This is a genomic window from Oryzomicrobium terrae, from assembly GCF_008274805.1.
Taxonomy (GTDB): Bacteria; Pseudomonadota; Gammaproteobacteria; order Burkholderiales; family Rhodocyclaceae; genus Oryzomicrobium; species Oryzomicrobium terrae.
Genome location: NZ_CP022579.1, coordinates 2,693,049 through 2,716,112, shown reverse-complemented (window position 1 = coordinate 2,716,112; position 23,064 = coordinate 2,693,049). Strand labels below are relative to the sequence as shown.

The 23,064-nt window shown below is 55.3% G+C and carries 22 protein-coding genes; 7 read left to right on the top strand and 15 right to left on the bottom strand.

Annotated elements, in window-relative coordinates; genetic code table 11:
• Positions 1 to 20 precede the first annotated feature (20 nt).
• The 7 genes from OTERR_RS12270 to OTERR_RS12240 all read left to right on the top strand — a co-directional run bounded on the left by OTERR_RS12270 (position 21) and on the right by OTERR_RS12240 (position 7,339).
• A complete protein-coding gene (locus tag OTERR_RS12270) occupies positions 21 to 758 on the top strand; it encodes an FHA domain-containing protein (RefSeq protein WP_149425937.1) in 738 nt (245 codons plus the stop codon).
• The gene (locus OTERR_RS12265; protein ID WP_149425936.1) at positions 755 to 1,525 is read left to right on the top strand and encodes an MBL fold metallo-hydrolase; all 771 of its coding nucleotides are present in this window, start codon (positions 755 to 757) and stop codon (positions 1,523 to 1,525) included. The genes OTERR_RS12270 and OTERR_RS12265 overlap by 4 nt, the downstream gene beginning before the upstream one ends.
• A 415-nt stretch (positions 1,526 to 1,940) precedes the next feature.
• Positions 1,941 to 2,396 (top strand): pilin, encoded by a 456-nt coding sequence (locus tag OTERR_RS12260; RefSeq protein WP_425466015.1) that lies wholly within the window; start codon positions 1,941 to 1,943, stop codon positions 2,394 to 2,396.
• Between the two features lie 65 nt (positions 2,397 to 2,461).
• Complete coding sequence (locus tag OTERR_RS12255; RefSeq protein ID WP_149425935.1) at positions 2,462 to 4,360, top strand: hypothetical protein; 1,899 nt, start codon at positions 2,462 to 2,464, stop codon at positions 4,358 to 4,360.
• Positions 4,357 to 5,211: a glycosyltransferase family 2 protein gene (locus OTERR_RS12250; RefSeq protein ID WP_149425934.1), complete on the top strand. Its 855-nt coding sequence runs from the start codon at positions 4,357 to 4,359 to the stop codon at positions 5,209 to 5,211. The genes OTERR_RS12255 and OTERR_RS12250 overlap by 4 nt, the downstream gene beginning before the upstream one ends.
• Positions 5,212 to 5,283: 72 nt before the next feature.
• On the top strand, positions 5,284 to 6,327 hold the full coding sequence (locus OTERR_RS12245; RefSeq protein ID WP_187775235.1) for a UDP-N-acetylglucosamine 2-epimerase: 1,044 nt from the start codon (positions 5,284 to 5,286) through the stop codon (positions 6,325 to 6,327).
• Positions 6,320 to 7,339: a glycosyltransferase family 2 protein gene (locus tag OTERR_RS12240; RefSeq protein WP_149425932.1), complete on the top strand. Its 1,020-nt coding sequence runs from the start codon at positions 6,320 to 6,322 to the stop codon at positions 7,337 to 7,339. The genes OTERR_RS12245 and OTERR_RS12240 overlap by 8 nt, the downstream gene beginning before the upstream one ends.
• 5 nt (positions 7,340 to 7,344) lie before the next feature.
• Here the strand turns inward: OTERR_RS12240 and OTERR_RS12235 are convergent, their stop codons facing one another.
• The 15 genes from OTERR_RS12235 to OTERR_RS12165 form a co-directional block, all read right to left on the bottom strand.
• Positions 7,345 to 8,322 carry a glycosyltransferase family 2 protein gene (locus OTERR_RS12235; protein WP_187775234.1) on the bottom strand — a complete coding sequence of 326 codons (978 nt, stop codon included), beginning with the start codon at positions 8,320 to 8,322 and terminating at the stop codon, positions 7,345 to 7,347.
• Between the two features lie 13 nt (positions 8,323 to 8,335).
• Positions 8,336 to 9,772, bottom strand: coding sequence for a glycosyltransferase family 4 protein (locus tag OTERR_RS12230; RefSeq protein WP_149425930.1), 1,437 nt, complete (start codon positions 9,770 to 9,772; stop codon positions 8,336 to 8,338).
• 14 nt (positions 9,773 to 9,786) lie between these two features.
• The gene (locus tag OTERR_RS12225; protein WP_149425929.1) at positions 9,787 to 10,524 is read right to left on the bottom strand and encodes a glycosyltransferase; all 738 of its coding nucleotides are present in this window, start codon (positions 10,522 to 10,524) and stop codon (positions 9,787 to 9,789) included.
• Positions 10,525 to 12,732: a class I SAM-dependent methyltransferase gene (locus OTERR_RS12220; RefSeq protein ID WP_149425928.1), complete on the bottom strand. Its 2,208-nt coding sequence runs from the start codon at positions 12,730 to 12,732 to the stop codon at positions 10,525 to 10,527.
• Entirely contained in the window at positions 12,729 to 13,979 is a 1,251-nt protein-coding gene (locus OTERR_RS12215; protein WP_149425927.1) for an ABC transporter ATP-binding protein, read from the bottom strand. The genes OTERR_RS12220 and OTERR_RS12215 overlap by 4 nt, the downstream gene beginning before the upstream one ends.
• Positions 13,969 to 14,760: an ABC transporter permease gene (locus OTERR_RS12210; RefSeq protein ID WP_149425926.1), complete on the bottom strand. Its 792-nt coding sequence runs from the start codon at positions 14,758 to 14,760 to the stop codon at positions 13,969 to 13,971. Before OTERR_RS12210 ends, OTERR_RS12215 begins: the two co-directional genes overlap by 11 nt.
• Before the next feature lie 62 nt (positions 14,761 to 14,822).
• Positions 14,823 to 15,290: a SixA phosphatase family protein gene (locus tag OTERR_RS12205; RefSeq protein ID WP_149425925.1), complete on the bottom strand. Its 468-nt coding sequence runs from the start codon at positions 15,288 to 15,290 to the stop codon at positions 14,823 to 14,825.
• 97 nt (positions 15,291 to 15,387) lie between these two features.
• Positions 15,388 to 16,980 carry a CYTH and CHAD domain-containing protein gene (locus OTERR_RS12200; protein WP_149425924.1) on the bottom strand — a complete coding sequence of 531 codons (1,593 nt, stop codon included), beginning with the start codon at positions 16,978 to 16,980 and terminating at the stop codon, positions 15,388 to 15,390.
• Between the two features lie 180 nt (positions 16,981 to 17,160).
• Complete coding sequence (locus OTERR_RS12195) at positions 17,161 to 17,916, bottom strand: Crp/Fnr family transcriptional regulator (RefSeq protein ID WP_082396953.1); 756 nt, start codon at positions 17,914 to 17,916, stop codon at positions 17,161 to 17,163.
• A 14-nt stretch (positions 17,917 to 17,930) separates the two neighbouring features.
• Entirely contained in the window at positions 17,931 to 19,805 is a 1,875-nt protein-coding gene (locus OTERR_RS12190) for a nitric oxide reductase activation protein NorD (protein WP_149425923.1), read from the bottom strand.
• A 1-nt stretch (position 19,806) separates the two neighbouring features.
• Entirely contained in the window at positions 19,807 to 20,832 is a 1,026-nt protein-coding gene (locus OTERR_RS12185; RefSeq protein WP_149425922.1) for a 4Fe-4S binding protein, read from the bottom strand.
• On the bottom strand, positions 20,829 to 21,260 hold the full coding sequence (locus OTERR_RS12180) for a magnetosome magnetite crystal formation protein family (protein ID WP_149425921.1): 432 nt from the start codon (positions 21,258 to 21,260) through the stop codon (positions 20,829 to 20,831). Before OTERR_RS12180 ends, OTERR_RS12185 begins: the two co-directional genes overlap by 4 nt.
• 28 nt (positions 21,261 to 21,288) lie before the next feature.
• The gene (locus OTERR_RS12175; RefSeq protein WP_149425920.1) at positions 21,289 to 22,098 is read right to left on the bottom strand and encodes a CbbQ/NirQ/NorQ/GpvN family protein; all 810 of its coding nucleotides are present in this window, start codon (positions 22,096 to 22,098) and stop codon (positions 21,289 to 21,291) included.
• Positions 22,099 to 22,138: 40 nt separating this feature from the next.
• Positions 22,139 to 22,432 carry a cytochrome C oxidase subunit IV family protein gene (locus tag OTERR_RS12170; protein WP_149425919.1) on the bottom strand — a complete coding sequence of 98 codons (294 nt, stop codon included), beginning with the start codon at positions 22,430 to 22,432 and terminating at the stop codon, positions 22,139 to 22,141.
• Positions 22,429 to 23,049 carry a cytochrome c oxidase subunit 3 family protein gene (locus OTERR_RS12165; RefSeq protein WP_149425918.1) on the bottom strand — a complete coding sequence of 207 codons (621 nt, stop codon included), beginning with the start codon at positions 23,047 to 23,049 and terminating at the stop codon, positions 22,429 to 22,431. Before OTERR_RS12165 ends, OTERR_RS12170 begins: the two co-directional genes overlap by 4 nt.
• Positions 23,050 to 23,064: the final 15 nt, after the last annotated feature.

Sequence of the window (23,064 nt, the reverse complement as noted above, 5' to 3'; positions counted from 1 at the left end):
TGCTGACGGAGTGACGATTGATGGCGAAGCTGGTGTTGTCCATGGATGGACTGGTGCTCAAGGAAGTGGAATTGAGCAAGCAGCGCATTTCCATCGGCCGTAAGCCGAGCAATGACATACAGATAGAAAATCTGGCCATTTCCGGTGAACATGCGGCGATTGTCACCGTGCTCAACGATTCGTTTCTCGAAGACCTGGACAGCACCAATGGCACCCTGGTCAATGGCCAGCCGGTGAAGAAAGTGGTGCTGCAAAGCGGCGACATCATCGAGCTTGGCAAGTACAAGTTAAAGTTTTTCAATGAAAAACCGCAGCCTGGCGATCCGAGCGGCTACGGCGAACCTTTGACCGTAACCGGTAGCGAGGGCGCCGCCGCCGCAGGGCGGGGCACGGAGTCGGCGTTTATGCGGAGTCAGGCGACGTCTTCCCAGGTGGCGGGCTCCCCCACTGCCGCAACGGCAGGGCCTGCATCCGGCAGCGGCGGTGCCTACCTGCAGGTGCTCAACGGCAATAACAACGGTCGTCGGCTGGACCTGGAAAAAGAGAAAACCACGCTGGGCAAACCCGGGGTCCAGGTGGTGTGGGTGGTGCGCGAACCGGGCGGCTATGCCATCCAGTACGTGGAAGGACCGCACCGCCCCCTGGTCAACGACCGCCCGGTGACTGCGCCCCGGCAAATGTTGGCCAACGGCGACATCATTGAGATCGCCACTGTACGCATGGCGTTTCACTCCAGCGCGATGGAATCCTCCTCATGAAAATCCGCGTGCTCGGTTGCAGCGGCGGCATCGGGGGGCGCCATCTACGCACGACCTCGTTTCTCGTCGATCACGATGTGCTGATCGATGCGGGGACCGGCGTTGCCGATCTGTCATTGGGGGAATTGGCGGCGATCGACCACGTCTTTCTCACCCATGCCCACCTCGATCATATCGCCTGTCTGCCCTTACTACTGGATACGGTGATGGATCGCCGTGATGGCCGTCCACTCACGGTGCACGCTCCCCAAGCAGTAATCGATACCCTGACCCGGCATATATTCAACTGGGCGGTGTGGCCCGACTTTTCTGCCATCCCGGATACCGCAGCGCCGGTGCTGCGCTACGCCCCTCTAGAAGTGGGCGAGAGCTGGGGCGATGCCCCGCGGCGTTTCACCGCCCTGCCAGCCGAACATACCGTGCCGGCGGTGGGTTACCACCTGGCCTCCAGCCAAGGCAGTTTTGTCTTTACCGGCGATACCACCTGCAACCCGGCGCTGTGGCCGCTACTCAATGCCATAGCCGATCTGCGCGCCTTGGTCATCGAGTGCGCCTTCCCCAATCGGGAACAGCACCTGGCTGCCGTCTCCAAGCACCTCTGTCCGGCCCTGCTGGCCGCCGAACTGACAGCTTACCGAGGTGCCGCCGAAATCTTCGTAACCCACCTCAAGCCGGGTCAGACTGAAGAAACAATGGCTGAGCTGGAGGCGTTGACTGGTTCAAACGTACCGCGAATGCTGCAGCACAACCAAATATTCTTGCTGTAGGAAGGAAAGCACCATCCGCGCTTTTCATTTGAGAGGATGGCGCCGTGAATTTTGCTATCCCTGCCCCCTTCCCTTGTGGCATTGGACTGCTCCTTTACCGCGTCAAAGGTTAAGGCTCAATTCTTTTCATAACCTCTGCTTGTCTATGAATGAGGCGAAGGTGCGGGGTTGTGCAGTATGAAGACGGCTCTGGCTGGCATTGCATATCTAAAGCAGATACGCTCAGTTTTTGTACGAATGTGCCGTAAAACGTCGTGCCAGCTGACAATTTTTGGCAGCGTTCCGGCGGATGGGGTAACTATGAGCAAGACATGTTCATGACTATGCCGTGTTCAGGGGCTTCATCAAGGTTGGCATGAAGCATGCAGTGGATAAAGTGACCTCGCATGAGGCCAATTTTTAACGGAGAATAATCATGACCATGATGAAAAAAGCCCACTCGGGTTTTACATTGATCGAACTGATGATTGTCGTGGCGATCATCGGTATCCTCGCCGCAGTTGCTCTACCCGCTTACAAGGACTACACGGTGCGGGCTAAGATGTCTGAAGTAGTGCTGGCCGCATCCTCGGCTAAAACGGCTGCTTCTGAATACTACCAAGATAAGCTGAAGTTTGTTAATAATGGTACGTCAGTTGGTGTGGTATCTCAAAGTTCGAAATATGTGAATTCGATTACCTGGAATAGCACGGGTGATACGAACGGCCAAATTATTGTTACTGCTCAAGGTTTTAATGATACGGCAATCGATACTAAGACTCTTGCTCTGGTTGGTACTGGTGATCCGACAAATGGTAAAGTGACCTGGGTTTGCCAGCCGGGGACGACCAACCCGATTCCTCGTAATTACCTGCCTTCCAGCTGCAAGTAATCTTTAGTTGCAGACAGAAGAAAAGCTCCACTACGGTGGGGCTTTTCTTTTTTCTCATGCAGAGGATGCTTAGCTTGGTCAGAAATATTAAATTAATTGCCTCCCTGCTTGGGAGTATGCTGCTTTGTGCATGGATTTATTGGCCTGCAGCACAAGGGGATTTTGTTTTTGATGATTATCCAAATATTGTAGATAATAAAACAATTCAGTTGAAAGGCTATAGTATTGATCAGATTCGTGAGGCCGCTTATGGATTTTCTTCAGGGCCAATAGGTCGACCTGTCAGCAATTTGACGTTTGCCACTAATTATTATTTTTTTGGATTGCACCCCGGGGCTTTTAAGTTAGTAAATATTTTTCTTCATTTATTAAATGGCTTAATTCTGTTTTTTTTGGCAAAAGAGTTTATTTCTGAAGAGCGGAGTGGGTTGAGTGAAAGTGGGGTTGGGTGGGCTGCGTGGCTGCTTGCAAGTCTGTGGTTGATGCATCCGATTAATGGAAACTTAATTTATCTGGTGGTGCAGAGAATGACTCAGCTGGCCACCTTGTTTATTTTTTTTGGATGTTTTGCTCTGTTGCGATATAAAAATAGCGCTGGAAATAATAGGTGGCTGTGGTTGGCTCTTGCGCTATTAAGTTTTCCTCTGGCGGTTCTTAGTAAAGAAACAGGCTTTCTCGCTTTTGTCTTTGTGGCGCTCTATATGGGGGGGCGCATTCAGAATGCAAAGATGCGCCGCTATTTTTTAGTGTTGGTGCTGGGTTTAGTGATGTTATTAGCCATGGTTACTATTGGCTATGCAGAAAAAATTTTCTCTGGCTATGCGTACCGAAACTTCTCGCCTGTGGAACGTTTGCTTACTGAAAGTAGAGTGCTGTTCGCATATCTAAAGCTAATATTTTTTCCTGTATTTCAGGCTTATGGTCTTCAGCATGATGATGTGGTTGTGTCTCGTGGGCTTCTAGAACCTCCGACTACACTCTTAGCGCTTTTAGGTTGGTTCGGGATTCTGATTGTTATTCTAAAGGTTAAGAATCGATGGCTGACTTTTGCTGTTCTTTGGTTCCTGCTGGCGCATAGCCTAGAATCGACTGTTCTACCTTTAGAGTTAATGCACGAGCACCGAAATTATGTGGCCTTGGTCGGGCCGCTCTTGGCAATCTCTGTGGCTACAGTTTTATATGCCGAGGGTGCGCATTCAACAGTACGGACGTTAGTTTTATGCCTGACGGCTGCTGGCTCGATGTGGTTAATTTTTTCAACCTATATGCGCACACAGCAAAATTCAAATGAATTTAGAAGAAGCGCTTTAGAGGTGGCATTTCATCCGGAGTCGGAGCGTGCAAATATTGATTATGCAATAAAAATGTTGGATATAGGGTTGCAAAAGAATAGTGACTTTGCATTAGGTGAGGCTATTTTTTATTTTAATAAAGCAAAAGAGTTAAATTCAGAAAGCTTACCGGCGAGCGTTGGGTTGCTTAATTTGGAATGCGCGAGGGGGAACGGAAAGGGGGAGGGGTTTTTCGATACTCTGCGAATTCTTTCCAATGAAAAGGTTCTTCCGTCAAGTATGAAGGTTTTTCAGGGAATAGTAGACAATGTAATGTTAGGGGGGGGGTGTTTGGGTGATCGCCGCGTGGAAGAGCTTTTTTCTTCGTTTTTAAGAAACCCATACCTTGTTAGCGAGCAAAGAGCTATTGTTTTGACATGGTATGCCGATTACTTGTTTCTGAGAAAAAATAATACGAAGGAGGCTTTGTCCGCTATCCAAGATGGCTTAGTGCTTGAGCCGGATAGTTGGGAGCTGCATCGTAGAAAAATAGAGCTTTTGCTTGGGGTTGGTGATTATGAATCGGTTAAAAAAGAAATTAGTAATTTAAAGTGGCAGGCTGATAGCGATGTGATGAAGCGTAATCAGCTAAACGGCTATGAGATGAGAGTAAAGCAAGTGGATTTGCAATGAAACTGAGTATTGTATTGCCTGCTCGCAATGAGAGCGAAGGATTAAGAGAGTTACTGCCTAAACTGAAGGATTTGTTTCCCGATGCAGAGGTTTTGGTGGTCAACGACGGCTCAAATGATGACACGCAAGAGGTGTGCTCTCATAATGCTGTTGTTTGCATTTCACATCCCAAGGCCAGAGGGAATGGCGCGGCAATAAAAACCGGTGCTAGAAATGCAAATGGAGAAATAGTCGTTTTTATGGATGCGGATAATCAGCATTCTCCAGAGGATATTTTTAAGTTGCTCGATGGGATTGGTGAAGGTTATGACATGGTTGTTGGTGCGAGAGTGTTTTCAACTCATGCTGGAGTGCACAGAGGTGTGGCGAACATGATTTTTAATTGGTTTGCCAGTTGGATGGTTGGGGCAAGAGTTAAAGATTTGACTTCAGGTTTTCGTGCTGTACGTCGCGATAAATTCATGAAGTTTGCATATATATTACCTAACGGATTTTCTTACCCGACAACCATAACCATGAGTTTTTTTCGTGCTGGCTATGGCGTTTCCTATCGTCCGATAATGGCCATGCAGCGAAAAGGCCATAGTCATATTAATATTTGGCGTGATGGTGTTCGTTTTTTACTTATTATTTTTAAGGTTGGTGTTCTTTATTCGCCGCTAAAGATTTTTTTTCCTGTTAGTGCGGGCTTGGCGATTGCTGGTGTGGGTAATTATATTTATTCATATTTTTCAGTCGGTCGCTTTACCAATATGTCAGCACTTCTTCTTTTGGCTGCTTTGATGGTTTTTCTTGTTGGCCTTGTTTCAGAGCAGATAACAGCATTGATGTACCGAGATAGCGATTCTTGATTGTGGGGGGGGCTTTTGGAAATTAATTGTATTCTTGGTACGCGGGCGCAGCTAATTAAGATGGCCCCTGTCTTGCTTGAGCTGGAATCAATGCACGTTCCATTTCGAATGATCTTGACAGGCCAGCATCAAGAAACAATGGGGCTTCTTATTAGGCAGTTTGGGATTAAAACTGCTCCAGTCATTATCTATGATGGGAAAGAGGTGGCTGGAGTTGGGCAGATGATCTTCTGGTTTTTTATTTGTTTTTTTAAAATTTTCATTCGAAGCAGGGATGTTTTTGCAAGAAATGCTGCAGGTGTAGGCTATCTCTTGATTCATGGAGATACCGCGTCAACCTTGCTCGGAGCGTTGGTTGGTCGATTGTTTGGTCTGTCAATCGTTCACGTAGAAGCTGGTTTGTGCTCAAAAAGAATTTTTGACCCATTCCCGGAGGAAATAATCCGGAGGGTGGTAGCTAAGATGTCGGACATTGCTTTTTGTCCTGGTTCTTGGGCCGTAGCCAACCTTGCCACAAGCCGTTCGTTTGTTGTTAATACAGGACGTAATACCCTTGTTGATTCTCTGGCTATAGCACTGGAAAGTATCAAAGCGGGGGAAGGGGGCAGGATAGATAACTATGCCGTTGCTTCTGTGCATCGGACCGAGAATATTTTCAATAAAAAGCGATTTTCTGTCATTTTGGAATTAATTGAAGAGGTATCTAGACAGCGACATGTTGTTTTTGTGCTTCACCCATCAACACAACGGATATTGGAAAAGCGTCGATTGATGTCGCGACTTCGGCTTAATCCAAATATTTCCTTGGTCGCGCGGATGGGATACTTTGAGTTTATTGGGCTAGTGAGTAGGGCTGATTTTGTCATTACAGACGGAGGTGGGAATCAGGAAGAGCTTTCTTATTTAGGGATTCCGACATTAGTAATGCGTACAGTGACTGAGCGTTCTGAAGGCATCGGTAGCACAGCAGTAATTTGCTGCTTTGAACGGGCTGTAGTTAACAATTTTATAGCGTCATTGGATAAATTTTCTGGCAAGGCTGAAGGGACGTCGCTACCTAGTCCAAGCCGCATGATCGCTGTTGAGTTGAAAAGAAGAGTCGATGTAAATGGTTAGTGACAAGATCTTGATTAGTGTTTGTATTGCCAATTTTAATGGTGAAGAAATCCTTTTTGAGTGCCTTGACTCCATTGTCCGACAAGTAGGTGATTTTTCAGTTGAAATAATCGTTCATGATGATTGTTCTACTGATGGATCCCTAAATCTACTGCATGAAGTCTTTCCCAATGTGCAAGTTATTGTCAGTAAGAATAATGTCGGTTTCTGTGTGGCTAACAATCGTATGGTTGCAGCTGCACGCGGACGGTATGTCCTACTCTTGAATAATGACGCCGTACTTTTGCAGGGGGCATTGCAAACCTTGCTGGCCTACGCAGAAAGCCTCGGTAAGCAGGCAATTTTGGGGCTACCACAGTATGCTTACGGGGGGGGGGGCTTAATTGACTGTGGGAGTGATTTGGACCTTTTTCTTAATGCTGTCCCTAACCAGCATTGGCGAAAAGGGGATGTGGCTGTAGTGATTGGTGCTTGTTTTTGGATCAATAAAGAACTTTGGCATGAACTAGGTGGGTTTCCTGAGTCATTTCATGCGTTGGCTGAAGATACCTATTTGTGTTGTCGAGCCCGACTGGCTGGATACCCTGTTCGGATAGCACCTGGTTCTGGATTTCTCCATCGAGTGGGGTATTCCCTAGGAGGGGGCAAAGCTACGGCAGGGGAGTTGCACACACGTGTGGAGAGACGACGACTGACGGAGCGGAATAAAACTTTTGCCCTACTAGCTTGCTCACCGGGAGTGAGTTTTTTCTTCCTGTTACCGATTCATCTGCTGATGCTTTGTTTGGAGGGGGGGGGCGTGAGCTTACTTACCTGCCGCTATAAGATTTGGAGAGATATTTATCTTGCTTGCTTCAAAGCATTGTGGAGAGAGCGGAGATGGTTGGCACGCTTTAGGGTAGAGACCCAATGCAAACGAAGTTGCACGCTGGTAGATTATTTTTCGGTCTTTAGGATATTGCCTCAGAAATTTCGTATGTTGATGATCTACGGTTTTCCGCGAATTAGTTAGGCACCTTAAGGCTGTAGAAGATCGATAAATAAGCTGCCTATGTTGCGAGTAAAGCGTTTGTAATAACCTCCGTGAAAATCGCGAAAAATCGGTGCTAATCGGGAAAGTCGATTTGATGGTAGTGCTTTTCGTCGAATATAGAATTTTAATTTTTCTTCAGCGTGAAAGATAAAGCTTGGTTTTAATCTTTTATCCCGGGCCCGAGTAATCAATTTTTGCAGTCGGTCTATTTCCTCTGAATAAATATCCGTTCTTTTAATGTGCAGTCCTTTTTTTATATCTTTCCATAGTGATTTTTTTAAGCCGCCTACAATATTATTGCCGTGCTGGCGATAGAGAATTAGTTTTTCTTTTCTAAAAGTGATTGGGCCGTAGCCAGTGGCAAGTAAGGCTATCCAGGCGTCGTGAGGCCAGTTCTTCGGAATTGGGGAGATTACGTCGACTAGGCTACGCTTGAATGCAAGTGTTGCTCCAGTGACAATATAATGGCGAAGCAGGCACTCTGTGCCATCATTGTTTTGTAGTAAAGCAGCTTGCTCGGAAGCCCTGAAATTGCACGTCTCCCACATCCCATAACCGAGCGGGCGCAATTCCTTATCTACGACTTCCGCATCAGAGAAAACGGCAACGGCTTGTTTTTCTAGAAAGGTGGTTTCTAATAACTCGATTTTGCTCGGTTGCCAATAATCATCTTGATCGGCCAGCATGATGATTTGACCTTGGCAATGGCGAATCGCAAAGTCAAAATTTTGCTGGACACCAAGCCTATTGGCATGAAAATAAGTCCGTATGGGGAATGAGCTTATAGAGGCGAAGTGTCGAATGAGATCAGGAGTTGTATCTGTAGAGTTGTCGTCACAAATTATCAATTCATCAGGCTGGCGTTTTTGTTCAATAAGGCTTTTAAGGAATGCTTCAACGTGATCCTTGCCATTATATGTACAAAGTGCAATAGATATTTTTGGTGCAGGTTGAGTGGTCACATTAAGTACCCTGTTAATGTGAGGCAAGATCAAGGGCAAGCATGGCAGAGGAGCGAAATGCGGTGGTTGAATGACGCAAGTCAAGGACGGCTTGTGCTGCAAGGATTTTTGCCATGGTTCCTTGTTTGTCAGTAGCAATGGTATTGATAGCTTTAATGTAAGATTCGGGGCGATTGTGTTCGTGCACAAGGTGGCCTGTTTCTTGATTGATAAAATCACCAATTCCACCAATTGCAGGAGCAATGATTGGCAATCCTGCACTGGCGGCTTCGAGTAGAACATTGGGTAGCCCATCCCAGGCGGCAGTATAGAGAAATGCTAAAAAACCTTCGGAGGCAATGGTGGCAAAATTTTCGTATTGGCCGAGTAGCTTTATATTTTTTTGCCGTTTGAGCCTTTTTAAAATAGCGTAATCACAACTTTCGGCGGAGCCGAAAATGTAGAAAAATAAATTGGGGGCGTTCTGCGCAATATCTATTAGCAGATCAGGTCGCTTTTGTGCAACCAAACGACTTGCCCATAGGATTTTATTAGTATGTGAAGCCCAGAAGAAATTTCGTTCTTCAGGGGCTGGAAAGTAAACTGTGTGGAAAAGTGAGGAAGGGATGCCTAGGTCGCTTTGGAGGAGGCGTGGGTATTCTCCATTGTCGGAAAATATTCCTGCGAGGTGTTGCCACGCTAGTGGAAGGGCCGTGCGACCATAACCCCTAGGGACCAAAGTCATATCATAGTCATCGCAATAGACTGATGCATAGAGCCGCGTCCTGACCCTAATCGCTTGTCCAAATCGGCGAATACACTCCCACCCTTGCTGGGAGTTGATGATATGGGCTGTATCTGGCTGGGCTTGAATGATGAAGCGAGCAAGGACGTGACTGGTTTCTCGAGGAGAAAGCTGGGCCAGTTTCATCCCGGCATCAATGAATTGCACATGGGAAGGAAGGCGACTTTGCCATGGTGAGTCAGAATTCTCCGTTGCCACGACAAGCACCGATTGAGTCTCACTCAGGCCGGCAAGGGCCTCAATCCAGTGTAAAGCACCGAGGTCTGCGCCGCCATGTTTTAGCCAAGGTACAAATACTAGATGCGAAATCTTGGTTTTTAGCAATGGTTTCAAGTGCTGGCGGTACAGCGCCCCCGGTAAAGAATAGTCCGGGGTGTCCCAGCAAGCGCTACCAACCAACCAAGGTTGGGGAGGGTAAAGAAGTGGCTCAAGCGGAGCGAGGCGGCTCATTTCCTCGATGGCCCATGTAGGCAGCTGCGAGCCGCGAGGCCTAATTTTTAGATTGAGGTTATCAAGAGCATTAGAGTTGCTGCGAATTTTTTCTGGGAAGAGTTTGCGTGCAGCACGGTAGATGAATGTGACTAGTCTGGTTCGAAGCGGAGGAGGGAGTCGGTTCAGGAAATGGCGTGAGATAAACCGATAAATCATGAAGATCAATTCGTACACTACGTTTACCAAGTTCACGCAAAAAATGTTGTTGGGGGAATCGTTGCATTCTCTTGCTGTTGCAACGCATTGAGCGAGCTGCCAGCTTTGCGTCGATAGAAGAGTGCGGTCTCTGGAGTGGGGCGGTGGATCAGCCCAGCTGCCACTGTTTCGCAGTTCCAGTGCCAATCTTCGTAGCCAAATCCTGAGGATTTGCCGTCGGAACGCATTTGCCGATAAGGGTAGGCAATGAAATGTTGCTTTAGACCAAAAACACAAGAGCACCAGAAATTTGTCATGAGTAAATTGTCAGCATCGAATTGGTTTGATAGCTGGTCAATCGTATGGGTATACCCCTGCAGCGCTCCAAATGATATTGTGATTGCCGGATGAACTAGCATTTGAGCGCTGCTTGATTCACAGAAAAAATAGGAAGCTGCTAACCAGTTTTCTGAATAAAGGTCATCGCCATCACAAATTGCAATGTACCTGCCACGGGCTATGCTAATTCCCCGGTTTCGAGAACAAGACAGGTCTCCAAAGCGGACTCTCTCTATTTTTTCGTTATCGGTGTTGCGCGCGAATTCTTTGATAAACTTGAAAGTTGTCTCATCCACATTGTCGCAAATGTAGATAGCTTCAACAAAAAGCCCGTGTAGCTCGGCGTTGGCTCTGCATCTTTCCAAACTTTTAAGTGTAGTGTAGGCCAGTCGCCCTTCATTATGAAATGTCGCGATTAGGGTGATATCAGGGAGGATGCGGGCAGCAGGCATTTAATCTTGGTGAGGAATAATGCGGGACAGAACTCGCGAACGGACGATTCGCAAACCAAACAGTCGATCGAGGTAATAGTTAACCTTGCGCGCAAGCATGCTTGTCTCTACCCATATGGTTTCACTCCCGCGGGGGAGTGCGGTAGAGGGGGAAAAGGACACAGGATGAGTTGAATTGTCAAACTTCTCTGTCATGGTAATTTCCCAAAATTTACCTGGACTGTGTAAAAAAATTGCAGACCATTGTACGGCTAGCGCGCAGCGCTTTCCCCAGAGCGAAATCTCTGCTATCTCGTGAAACACAAAGGGAAAAGTACTGTCCTCTTCTCCCCATGTGCGCTGATCAAGCGCGGAAAGGAGACGTTTGGTTTCAGTTGTTCCAGAGCGGAAATCGGCAAATGCCTCTTCTGTTTTCCCATGTGAAAGATGAATGACGCCTTTGAGAAACCATGCGCTGACAATTTTTGTCCCAATCAATGGGCTAAATTCAAGTGCATTTTCCTGGTGAATGCGGTCTAGCCAAGCCAAGGAAGCATTATGTTCTCCCAAAGACATGCTCCAGGTCGCAGCACAGTATGCTAAAGAAATACGCCAGCGCCGAACGTGTGGATTGGTAGTCTTAATGGTTTGACTATAATATTCATCAACCTGTGCGGCGAAAATATCAAACTTGCCTATGGTTTGGCTCTGGTTCTCAGTCTGTAACGTATAGCCAAGCACTGTTAGGGCTGCTCCGTAATCCGCACTATCTTTCGGGCACGTATGCAGAGCCCAATCAATCCGGGATCCTAGTGTGTCCTTATTTGCGCAACGTTCACCTATTTGGATGAGTTGTCTGTATAGCCAAGGGTTTTGATAATACTTGGCGAAATCGACTAAAAGGAGTGGCTTTGTATGGCCTGTGGTGTAGATCGGGTGGCAATAAGATATTCCCTGTGTATTCTTAATTGCCTTGTTTGATGAGGCAACGATAACTAGCCATTCCGGATCTTCATCGATGATATCAAGAGGCTTGCGCTCTAGGGTGCGTTTCGCATCAAGAAGCTTGAAGCCTCCGGGGGCTGTTTGATGGTATCTGACTTCAATCTCAAGATTATGGGCTTCTGCCGCCAGCTTGAGTTTTTGGTAATCGAAGACGTGATGATGATTCGGATTCGGGTCCTTGCCCGTATGATCCATCCACAAGTTTGGGACGCTAGCGATAAATCTACCATCGGGTTTTAGAACTCGGTCTACTTCCGCGAGAAATTTACTATAGTCTGGTAGGTGTTCCAAGGTCTCAAACGATACTAAACAATCAATAGAGCTACTTTCTATGAAACCGAGCTCGGTTGCGCTGGCGCAGACAAAGTCGATATTAAAATAATCGCCAAAATTGTCTTTGGCATAGGCAATTGCGGTTGCATCCAAGTCCACTCCAATAAAGTGGCGGCCAGTCGATCTGGCGGCTAGTTGCGCCGTGCCATATCCAAGACCACAGGCGCAATCCACTACTCGATCTCCAGGGCGTATCCATTCGGCTGCCAGTTCGTAGCGAACCATGTGGGCATCAGAGCGAGGGCCTGTTTCTCTGCTCATGTCCATGTGCAGAGTCCGGTTTTTAAGCAGAACGTCAATCGGGTGGCGGGCGAATACATCGTGCCGAATTTTGGCTAGAGGTATGACTATCTGGTTTGGGTAGGTATCTAGTTCACCGTAGGCAACCACGCGGTAGTAAGTCGGGTGTTTGCGAAATCCTGCCCGAAATGATTGGTCTTCCCACCATTCTCTACCCTGAATAGTCTTTCTTTCTGAAGCACGGTTTTGCCGAGTATGCAGCTCAAGATAAGCACCGTGCCGACAAACGCGATGGAGCTCGCGAAATGTTTGGGCAATAATATCAGTAGATAAAAATTCGAAGACATTTAAACAAAAGATGTAGTCAAAGCTATTTGCCTCATAAGGCAGCCCAGTAGTAAATAATTGTGTTAGACGGGTGCGGATGACGCGGTTTTCTTCTGTTGTTGGATATCGCAACTCCTCAATGCCCCAGGCATCGATACCCGCTGCGTGCAACTCAGCCAGCAATGGGCCTACGCCCCCTCCAATGACCAGATGTTTACCTGGTCCGGCGAAAGTTAAGATTCGCTGGGCCACATCCTTGATGATCGGTGATCCGTAGGCGGCGAGTTGCAGAGGTGATGTCCAGTAGGAAGCGGGGAAATTCATGATGCAGTCACAAAGGCGCTGGCCTGAAGATCGCAGATTCCCCCGAAATGGTAGTGCTCTCCCCGGGGGCTTACAGTGAAAAATGCTGCTTCTTCGATCCAGAATAAAATTTCTTGGGCACCAAAACCGCGAACTTCCTCCTGGCTGACTATGACTTGCACTTCGTACTTTCCGGGGCCAAGTAGCCCCTTCAAGTCGAAATTGATTGTGACCGGGTTCTGTGCTGGGAAGCATCGATCCCAGGTGGTTGATGCAGTCACTTTATTGGCCCAAATCCCCATGTCTTGATTGAAGGTTCCCCAAGAATAGACTTTGGCTCCCTCAACTGTTCTGAGTTGGAGTGAAAAATTGCAGTGCTCAAGTTTTTTTTGCGGAACGAGGGTTGCTTTAATTTGAATGTTTTCACCTGTTGAAAATTCGGTGCGTTGATTTCCTGATGTGTCGCTAATCTTAATGTTTTTTAACCAGCTGGCGGATAAGCGCGTTGCTTCGGTGCTGATTTCTTTTAATGAGCAAGAAACCTTGTTACGGTAGGTTCTTATTGCTGTCTGGGGGGGGCCTACGTAATCGATGCGGCCATGAGAAAGCAATAAAACACGATCGCAGAGTAAGCGGATTTGTTCCAAGTCGTGGGAGACAAGAATAACAGTGAGGCCGGTTTTTTTTCGTTCCTGAATAAATTGAAAACACTTTTTCTGGAAGCGGATGTCGCCAACTGCAAGCGCTTCGTCGATGACGAGAATATCGGGTTCTATGCAAACTGCGGCGGCAAAGGCTAATCGAACGTACATCCCGCTTGAGTACCGCTTGATCGGTTGATCAATAAAATCTCCAATGTCTGCAAAGCGATTGATTTCATCGAACTTTTCCTGCATTTGCTGCTGGTTGAATCCATAGATGGCGCCGAGGATGAATACATTTTCACGACCTGTTAGTTCAGGATGAAAACCTGCGCCGAGTTCGAGCAAAGCTCCAACTCGTCCATTAGTCTGAATTGTGCCAGAAGTGGGACGCCTGATATTGCAGATCAACTGCAACAAAGTGCTTTTCCCAGAGCCGTTGTGACCAATAATGCCGAAAGTTTCTCCACGCTGAATATCTAGTGAGATGTCGGTGAGTGCCGCGAAAGTTTTACCTTTTCCTGCCAACCCCCCGGAGATGCGGTAGATCAAAGCGTGTAGTGGATGGGTGAAAATTGGGAATTTTTTACTAATCTTCTTGATGCTGATGATTGGATCAGAGGACATCCGCAAAGTCCTCCTTAGCGGAATTAAAACTGGCTAGGCCAAGAGCCATGATAAAACTGCCGATAAGCAGCATCAGGCTCCACGATTCAAGGCTAGGCAGGCTGTGGCGGAGTACTGTTCCCCTCGTTTGTTCCATGGCCACGGCCAGAGGGTTGTAGCTTTGAAGTACCTGCAGTGCTTTCGGCATGGCGCTGGTGGGGTAAAAAACTGGAGACAAGAATAGGGCCAGCTGGGTGATTACTGGCATTGCATGGGAAACATCTCGAATAAAGGCTCCAGCTGTGCATAGCAGCCAACTGATGCCCAAGATAAAAAGCCAGGCTGGTAGGAGGAGCAGCGGGAGTGCGAGCAGTGCCGGATGCCAGTGTCCGTTAGCGCAGGCAAGAACTGTGAGAATGAATAGACTAACGAGGCCGTGGATCACTGCGCTACACGTGGTGACTACTGATAGGACTTCTGTCGGGAAAATAATTTTCTTGACATAGCTTTGATGGTTCTGGAGCAATCGCGGAGAGGCTGCAATTACCTCAGCGAACGGCGAGAAGACGCTAAGACCGCAATAGACGAATAGGACTGTGTCCCAGTGGGAGCCATTCAATCCCCAGCGATCGCTGATGAGTGGGCCAAGTGCTATGACATAGGCACCAAGAACGAGTAAGGGGTGCAGAAAGGACCAGGAGATACCAAGCAGCGAGCCTCGGTATTTCAATAGAATTTCACGGCGAATAAGCTGGGTTATTAAGTAGCGATTGGAAATAAAACTTCTGACGCCGAATGGCATGATTGTCTTGTGAGTACGATGTAATTAGGCGTTTTCAAAAAAACCGGATCTGGGAGAGAGGGTTAATAGTGCGTAAACTCAGGCCCCATCACGGCCTTGAGCAAGGATTGTGCCTCTCTGTGGCGTACCCGCTTCGTCAGCCACCACACCGCCCCCTTCTTGATGCTCCACTCCGCCTCATGCCCCCCCAGCAGCAAGGCGGCGACTTGTCCTAGGGTGGGTTGGTGCCCCACCACCAGCACTGCATTACCGTAGGTGCTGCCATCGGGCCAGCCGCAGGCGGCTAGTACGTCGGCGACGTTGGCGTTGGGTTTGAGGGCGTTGAGGGTTTCGAAGGGTAGGCCTAGTGCGGCGGCGGTCTGTTGGGTGCGTACCGCCGGACTGGCAAGGATGCGCAGGCCTTTCGGGGCATGAGCGCGGATCCATTTAGCCATGGCATCGGCCTGTTTTTCACCGCGGGGGGTGAGGCGGCGTTTCAGGTCGATCGGGCCGTCTTCGGCTTCGGCGTGGCGCCAGAGCAGTAGATCCATCTTGGTTCCCTCGCGCGTGCTGGCGCTGTTGTCGATTGAGTGGTGTGACGAGGGCGCAAGGGTGGTCATGGCGCGTTACCTGGATATTAAAGTCGGTTCAGGGCGAGGATTTCTTCAAGCGCGGCGCGGTGAGGCCGGACAGGCGGCCGAGCACGTGCGGCAGCGTCTGGTGCAGGCCCGTGGTGCGGCCGTCGAGCCAGGCGATGGCCGGGGCGGTGAGGGGATCGTTGGGCGTGTCGCTCAGGGCGCGCAGGCGGGTGATGCCGACGGCGCTGTCGTTGAGCGCCCCCAAGGCGTCTTGCAACGGAAGCAAGTGATCGATCCAGCACTGCACGTCCTTGTCGCGAAGCAGGGGGCGAAGCACGTCGAGGCCGTAGCGCAGACGTTTGATGGCGATGCGCAGGCGGTGCCAATCCCGGGCATAGGCTTCCGGATTGGGGCTGTTTGCACCCGCCAGATCGTGGTTGAGGCGAGCCACGCGGCGCTCCACCTGTTTGACCGCCCGGCGGATGACGCGTCGGGCGAGGTGGGGCAAGGGGAGGGGCCGCGGTGTGTTGTTACCCAGTGCGGCCAGAGTCAGGGTGGTGCGCAGCAAGCCCAGGGTCAGCCGGGTCGTGGCCGGATCCGCCAGGGTTGCCCGGACGGTGGCTAGGGCCTGACGTTCCTGTGCGGCCAGGCGTCGGGCCAGCGCTGTCGCCTGGCGTGGCGGCAGGAGGGCGCGGAATTGAGGCCAGGTGTCGTGGGCCAGCACTTGCCAGTCCCGGGCCGGGCTGAGGGCGTCGGCCAGGTCGGCGAGGGAGGATTGCCAGCGGGCCACATAATCGTCGGGCAGGGCAGCGGCGAACAGTTCCAGGGCTGAGCGTAGCCGGCGCAGGGCGACCCGGGCTTGGTGGATGAATTCCGGGGCGGGCGGGTTGCGGGTGGCACCGGGCGCCGCCATGGCGGCAAGAAAGCCGGCCACGTTGCGGTTGAAGTTTTCCAGGCAGGCGAAGGCGTAGTCGCAAAACGCGTCTTGCGCGCTGGCCGGTAAGAAGGTGGAGCCATTGCGCAGCTTGACTGGGCCGGGGCGTTCCTGGCGGTACAGGCGGTAGCCCCGTTCCGCCTTGCTGGCCGGGGCCGCCAGCAGCGGCAGGGTGGCAGCCAGAGCCTCGGCCAGGGCAAGCAGGTCGTCGTCCTGGCCTTCGAGCAGTTCCAGTTCCACTTCGCAGATCGCTTCGCGCACGGCCTGGCCGGGATCGCGGCCGGCGGGCACGGCCTCGATGCGACCCCGGTCGAAGGCCACCTCGATGGTGCTCACGCCCCGCTGCACCCGCCAAGTGTGGCGGCGGAAATCGGTACTGAACACGGGGGTGAGCGTCGGCAGCAGGGCAGTCAGCTCGCTACGCAGCTCCGGCGCATCCACGTGGTCGAAGGACAGGGCGTCGCCCGGCACTTCCGTTTCCCACTCGGCGCGACGCGACAAGCCGCCCGGGGCCCGGGCCTCGCCCTTGACGGTGACCAGACGGCGACGTCCGTCGCGGCGCAGGCGAATGGCGAAGCGGCGCGCCAGCAGGGCCAGATCCGGAGTGTCGTAATAGGTGTTGGCCAGCCGGGTCAGGCGCGGCGGAGCGGCGGCCAGCAACGGGTGGGCGAGCAGTGCCGGAATGGCGGCGGGGGCCAGGGCGAGTTTGAGTTCGGTTTCGGTGGCCATGGCGAACGCTGTCGTTGTCCGAGTGGTGGCTCAAACCCCGCGCCAATAGGTGATCTTCAGCGAGGGGCCTTGAAACGCCGCGCCCTGCCTTGATCTTGGCGATGCCTGCCCGGAGATGCCCGACTGGCGCGGCGTTTCAGCAGGGGGTAGGCGCATCGAAAGCGGGGCGGCCCGGCGGGCTCAGCCCTCGAAGTGGCGCAGCTGCTCGATGTCCGGAATCTGGATACGACGGCCTTCGACCTTGATCAGTTCCCGGCTGGAAAGGTCATGCAGGATGCGCGAAAAATGTTCTTGGGTCAGGTTGAGCCGGGAGGCGATGATGCCCTTGCTCACCGACAGGGTCACGGTGGTGGCCTTGCTGTCGTTGGGCGGCGCCTTTTGCAGCAGGTAGCCGATCACCCGCTCGCGGCCGGTGTGCAGGGAATAGCTCTCCACGTCGGCGACGAAGCGGTGCAGGCGCATCGACAGGCCGGCCAGCATCTTGCGCCCCAGGGTCGGATCGCGCTCCAGTTCGTCGAAAATCACCTGGCGGGAGATGTGCAGCAGGGTCGAGTCGGCCAGGGTCTGGGCCAGCACCGGGTAGGGCTTTTCCAGGAACATCACCGCCTCGCCGAAGGTCTGGCCCTGGCCGATGATCTCCACCACCTTCTCGCTGCCCTGGGGCGACACCACCGACAGCTTCACCTGACCGTACACCACCAGGAAAATGCCCAGGCAGGGATCGCCCGGGTGGAACAGGATCTCGCCGCGGGGCACGGCCATTTCCCGGGTGCCCTTGGCGATGCGGCTGATTTCGGGTTCGGCCAGGCCGTTGAAGAGCGGGATGCGCGAGAGCAGGGCGGGGATGTTGAGGGTGGTGGCGTCCAAGGCGGTCGGGTCGTAATCGTCGGGCGTGGGGTCGTCAAAGACCGAAGCCAGCGATGGGATGGAGGCCATATCAGCAACGCATCCTAGGGCTGGCGGGTGAGCTGAGCGTACAACAGGGGCAAGCGCCGGGGCAAGTCGTCAGGATTGCGTATTACCGTATAGCCCGCCGGGCCGAACAAATGGGGCAGGTAATCGGCCCCTTCCCGGTCCACCGTCACGCAGAAGGGCTGCAGGCCCAGGCGCTTGGCCTCGAACACCGCCGCCCGGGTGTCCTCCAGCCCGTAGCGGGAATCGTAGACGTCCAGGTCGTTGGGCTTGCCGTCGGTGATGATCAGCAGCAGGCGCTGCTTCTCGCGCCGCTCGGCCAGGATGTTGGCCGACTGGCGGATGGCGGCGCCCATGCGCGTGTAGTAGCCGGGCTTGATCGCCTGCAGGCGGCCGCGGGGAATGTCGCCGTAGGGTTCGGCGAAGTCCTTGAGCACGTGAAAGCGCACGTTGCCGCGCTTCAGCGATGAGAAGCCGTAGATACCGAAGGCGTCGCCGCTGCCGGCCAGCGCCTCGGCGAACAGCATCAGCCCGTCGCGGATCACGTCCACGATGCGTTGGTGATCACTCACCCAGGCATCGGTGGACAGGGACAGGTCGGCCAGCAACAGGCAGGCCAACTCCCGGGCTTGCGGCACCTGGGCCAGGTACAGGCCGTCGCGGCCGCTGCCCGTATGGCCGGCACGGCGGTCGGCCTGCCAGCGCACGCAGGCATCCAGATCCAGCTCCGGGCCGTCGGGCTGCTGCTTGAGCCAGCGCCGCTGCGGCGCCAGGGCGGCGAACTGCTGGCGCAGCTTCTTGGCCGGACGCACCAGGGCCTCGGGCAGGGGTGCCGGGGCGGCGTTGGCGGCAAGCAGGGGTTGCAGGCGCACGTGGCCGGGCAGCAGGGCGTTCTTGCGGTAGTCCCACTCGGGCAGGGGGATGCCCGGGCCCAGGGGGGCGTCGTCCTCGGCGGCGGAGGGCAGGTCCAGGTCGAAGCGCACCCGGCCGGCGGTGGTCTGGCCGTCCTGGGCGACAGAAAGCTGCTCCATGTCGTTGGCGGCTTGCGCCGCCTGGGGATCGGGCTCGTCGTCGGTGGGGCGGTTCACCTTCACGTACTCGGCCCAGGAGAGCAGGCTTTCGGCGCGAAAGCACAGCATCAGCGCGTCCTCGTTGTCCGGCGCCTCCTCCCGCTCGGCCTTGTGGCGGCGCTTGCCGTCGTCCGCCTTGCCGTGGCCGCCGCCGCCTTCCGGCGGCAGGGCGTCGCCGGTAGGGGCACCGGGGGGGCGGCTGCCGTCGTCCGGAGTGTCGCCGGGCCAGCCCAGCCACAGGGGCACCGGTTGGGGCGGGCGGCTCTGCCGTGAGGTCAGGGGCGGCAGACCGTCCACCGTGCCTGGGGTGGTCAGGGCTCGACGCAGGGCCGCCTCCTGGGCGGCCTCGTCCGGGGGCAGTGCTTCCGGGGCGATGCGCTCGGCCAGGCAGGCCGCCACCAGGGCCGCGTAGCGTGGGCGCAGGCCCGGGTAGCGGGCCAGGGTGTCCACGGCGGCGCGCTGGTTGCGCACGATCCAGGGTTGGGAAAAATCCTCGGTATGGGGGCTGGCGGCCAGGCCGGCGAGCCAGAGGTAGAGGTCCCGGTTGTGCTCGCGTACCGGAAAGCAGGCGATCTCCGGCGGCAGGCGCAGGGCTTCGCCGTCGCGCCGGGCCGGGGCGGTGCGCTCGCCGCTGCCGGCTAGGCGCTTCAGCCAAGTGCGGCGGGCGCCGTGGGTCTCCAGGGCGGCGGCGCTGACTGTCAGTCCGCCATCGCCGCCAAAGGCGCGAAAGAGGATGCCCAGGGTCTTGTCCACTTCGCCCAGGGCCACCGCCGCTTCCGGGTAGTGGCCGCCGGCGCGACGGGTGATGAAGCGGTGCCAGAGGCCGCCGACCCATTCTTCCATGTCAGTTCCTTTCGTCCTGGCGCCGGGCCGCCGCGTGGTCGCGGCTGCCGTCCCAGGCCCCGTCCCGGGCGCTGAAGCCGGCCTCGTTCTGCCGCGCCGCCTCGCCCTGGACCCAGGTCAAGAGCGGCCCCCGAGGATTGTCCCGGTTGGTGGTGGCGCAGGCGGAGAGGCACTGGCTGCACTGGGTGCAGGCGAACATCCAGCGCTTGAGGTTGCGCGGCTTGAGGCGCATCGGGCAGACCGCGTCGCAGGCGCTGCCGTGGCTGCCCTTGCTGCCGCCCTGGCAACTGGCGCAATCGGCCAGGCGGCTGCGGTCGAAACCCACCACCAGGGCATTCTTGTTGCCCATCCAGGCCAGGCTCTGGAAGATGCCCACGGCGCAGGCGTAGCGGCAGAAGAGGTGGCGGGCGAAGAGGAATTCAAGGCTGATCACCGTGGTGGCGGCGGCAAGAAAGATCCACTCGTAATGGTTGAGGGCACCGCCGCCCAAGCCCGCGGCGCCGAGCAGGCCGCCATAGACCTGGAACGGCGGCATCAGGTAGGTGAGGAAGACCACCGCCCAGGTGAAGGCGAAGCCCACCGCCACCGGCACGGTGATGAGCCACCAGCGGGCGTCCCGCTGGGTCGGGCTGCCGTCGGGCTGCCAGGGCGGCACCGGCTGGCGGTCCCACACGCTGTGCTTGCCGGTGGCGCGCAGCATCAGCCGGTTGATGGTCTCCACCACCGAAAAGTGCGGGCACAGCCAGCCGCAGTAGAGACGGCCCCACTTCCAGGCGACGAAGATCACCGCGGCGGCGAGGAGCAGGAGCGGCGCGAAGAGAAAGAGGACGATGCGTCCGCCGGCTTCCACCGCGCTGACCCGGCCGGCCAGCAGGTCGTCCATGCCCAGGTGCCAGGGCAGGGTGAGGAACCAGGCGTGGTTGGCGGTCAGGTCGTAGCGGAACAGGTCGAACAGGGGCGTCACCACGAACAGGGCGAAGAAGCCCATTTGGGTGAGGGCGCGCAGGGTCTGGCGGCGGTCTTTCATGACAGCGACGGGCCGATCAGGGGATAGCGGTAGGGTTGCCCGGCCATGGCCCGGGACAAGCCGAACATGCCGAACAGCACCAGGGTGGAGTGGATGCAGGTGAAGTAGAGGATCACCGCCACCCAGGTCCAGGCCCAGGTCAGCCCGCCGGCATGGATGAACAGGGCGGAAAAGGCCACCAGCAGGGCACCGCCCCAGAAGCTCACCGCCACCGCCTGCTTAAGGTGCTGGCGGGCCAGCGGTGGCGCGCTGTGGCGGTGGCGCCACCACAGTGCCGCCAGCACCGCGAAGGCCAGTCCCGGCGCCACCAGCAGGTTGGCGAGGAAGAGGGCTTCGGCGAGGACAGCCAGGCGCAGCCCGGGGACTGGGGCGACGGGAGCGCCCTCCGCATCGTTACGGCGGGCCGGGTCCGGGGACGGGGCGGGCATGGCGGTGGCCAAAAAGGAGAGGGGCGGCTTAGCGGCCGAACGTGGCAGCGACGATTTCCATCAGCGCCTCCACGGTTTCCGCGTCGTCGGAGAGGGGCTCCACCAGCGCCGCGCGGCAGGCCGCCAGGGGCTCCAGGCCGGCGTGGATCAGGGTGGCGGCATAGACCAGCAAGCGGGTGCTGGCCACTTCCTCCAGGTCCCGGTCCTTGAGGGCGCGGAAGGCGCGGCCGATGCCCACCAGGCGGCGCGCCAGGTCCCGGTCGATGTCGGCCTCGCCCACCAGGATTGCTTCCTCCCGCTCGGCGGCGGGGAAGTCGAAGGTCAGGGCGACGAAGCGCTGCCGGGTGGAGGGCTTGAGGCTCTTCATCAGGTTCTGGTAGCCCGGGTTGTAGGACACCACCAGCATGAAGTCGTCCGGCGCCTCCAGGACCTCGCCGGTGCGGTCGATGGGCAGGATGCGCCGGTCGTCGGCCAGGGGGTGCAGCACCACCGTGGTGTCCTTGCGCGCCTCCACCACCTCGTCCAGGTAGCACAGGCCGCCGTGACGCACCGCCCGGGTCAGGGGGCCGTCGCACCACACGGTGCCGCCGCCCTCGATCAGGTGGCGGCCCACCAGGTCGGCGGCGGTCAGGTCGTCGTGGCAGGCCACGGTGTGCAGCGGCAGGCCCAGGCGGGCCGCCATGTGGGCGACGAAGCGGGTCTTGCCGCAGCCGGTGGGACCCTTGATGAGGAGCGGCAGGCGGTTCTTGAAGGCGTGCTCGAACAGGGTGATCTCGTTGCCGGCCGGCGCGTAGAAGGGCAGCTCGGCGGTGGCCTGGGAGGGCAGGGGGGCGTTCATGGGAAGCCTCGCGGAAAAAGTGGGCGTCGGGCGGGAAGGGTCAGGCCAGGTAAGCGGCGGCCAGGCAGCCGGTGACGAAGATCAGCCAGCCGGCCACCACCGCCTGCCACAGGCGCGGCGCGTGGCGCAGTTCCATGAACTCGCCGGCCACGGCCAGGCCCTTGAGCAGGGCGGCGCCCATCAGTACCGCCATCACCGCCGGGCCGGCAGCACCGGTCTCGCCGAGGAACCAGGTGAGGCCGGTAGCGGCGAGCAGGAACACGTAGACGCCATGGGCGGCGGCCAGGGACGGGGCGGCCGGCGTGGCGGCAGCGCTGGGGGAGGGAGTGTTCATCGCAGCACGTAGACCAGGGGGAAGAGGATGATCCAGACCAGATCCACCATGTGCCAGTAGGCCGCACCGCTTTCCAGGCTGGACAGGGTGGTGGGCCCGGGGCCGCGGCGCAGGCTGTTCCACAGCAGGATCAGGATGACCATGCCGAGCAGCACGTGCATCAGGTGGAAGAAGGTCAATGAAATGTAGAACATGTAGAAGGTGTCGGTGGACAGGGAGATCCCCGCGGCGAACTTGGCCTTGTACTCGAACACCTTCACCACCAGGAAGCCGCCGCCGCAGGCCAGGGCGAACAGCAGCCGGGTGGCGCTGGCCCGGGCGTTACCAGCGCGCAGCCGCGCTACGGCCTGGACCACGAACCAGCTGCCGGTGATGAGCAGCACGGTGTTGATCGCCCCGGCGTTGCGGTCCAGGGTCAGCTGACCGGCGTTGAACAGGTCCACATGTCGGGCACGAGCCACGCCGTAGGCGACGAAGAACACGGCAAAAGCCAGCAGTTCGGCGCAGATGAAGACCCAGATGGCCAGGTCGCCGGCCAGGTGGCGGGAAGGTTCGACCGGTGCCTCGGCAGGCGATGGGGCGGACGGCGCGGGCAGGGTGAGGGATTCGCTGTTCATGATGAGGACGATAGG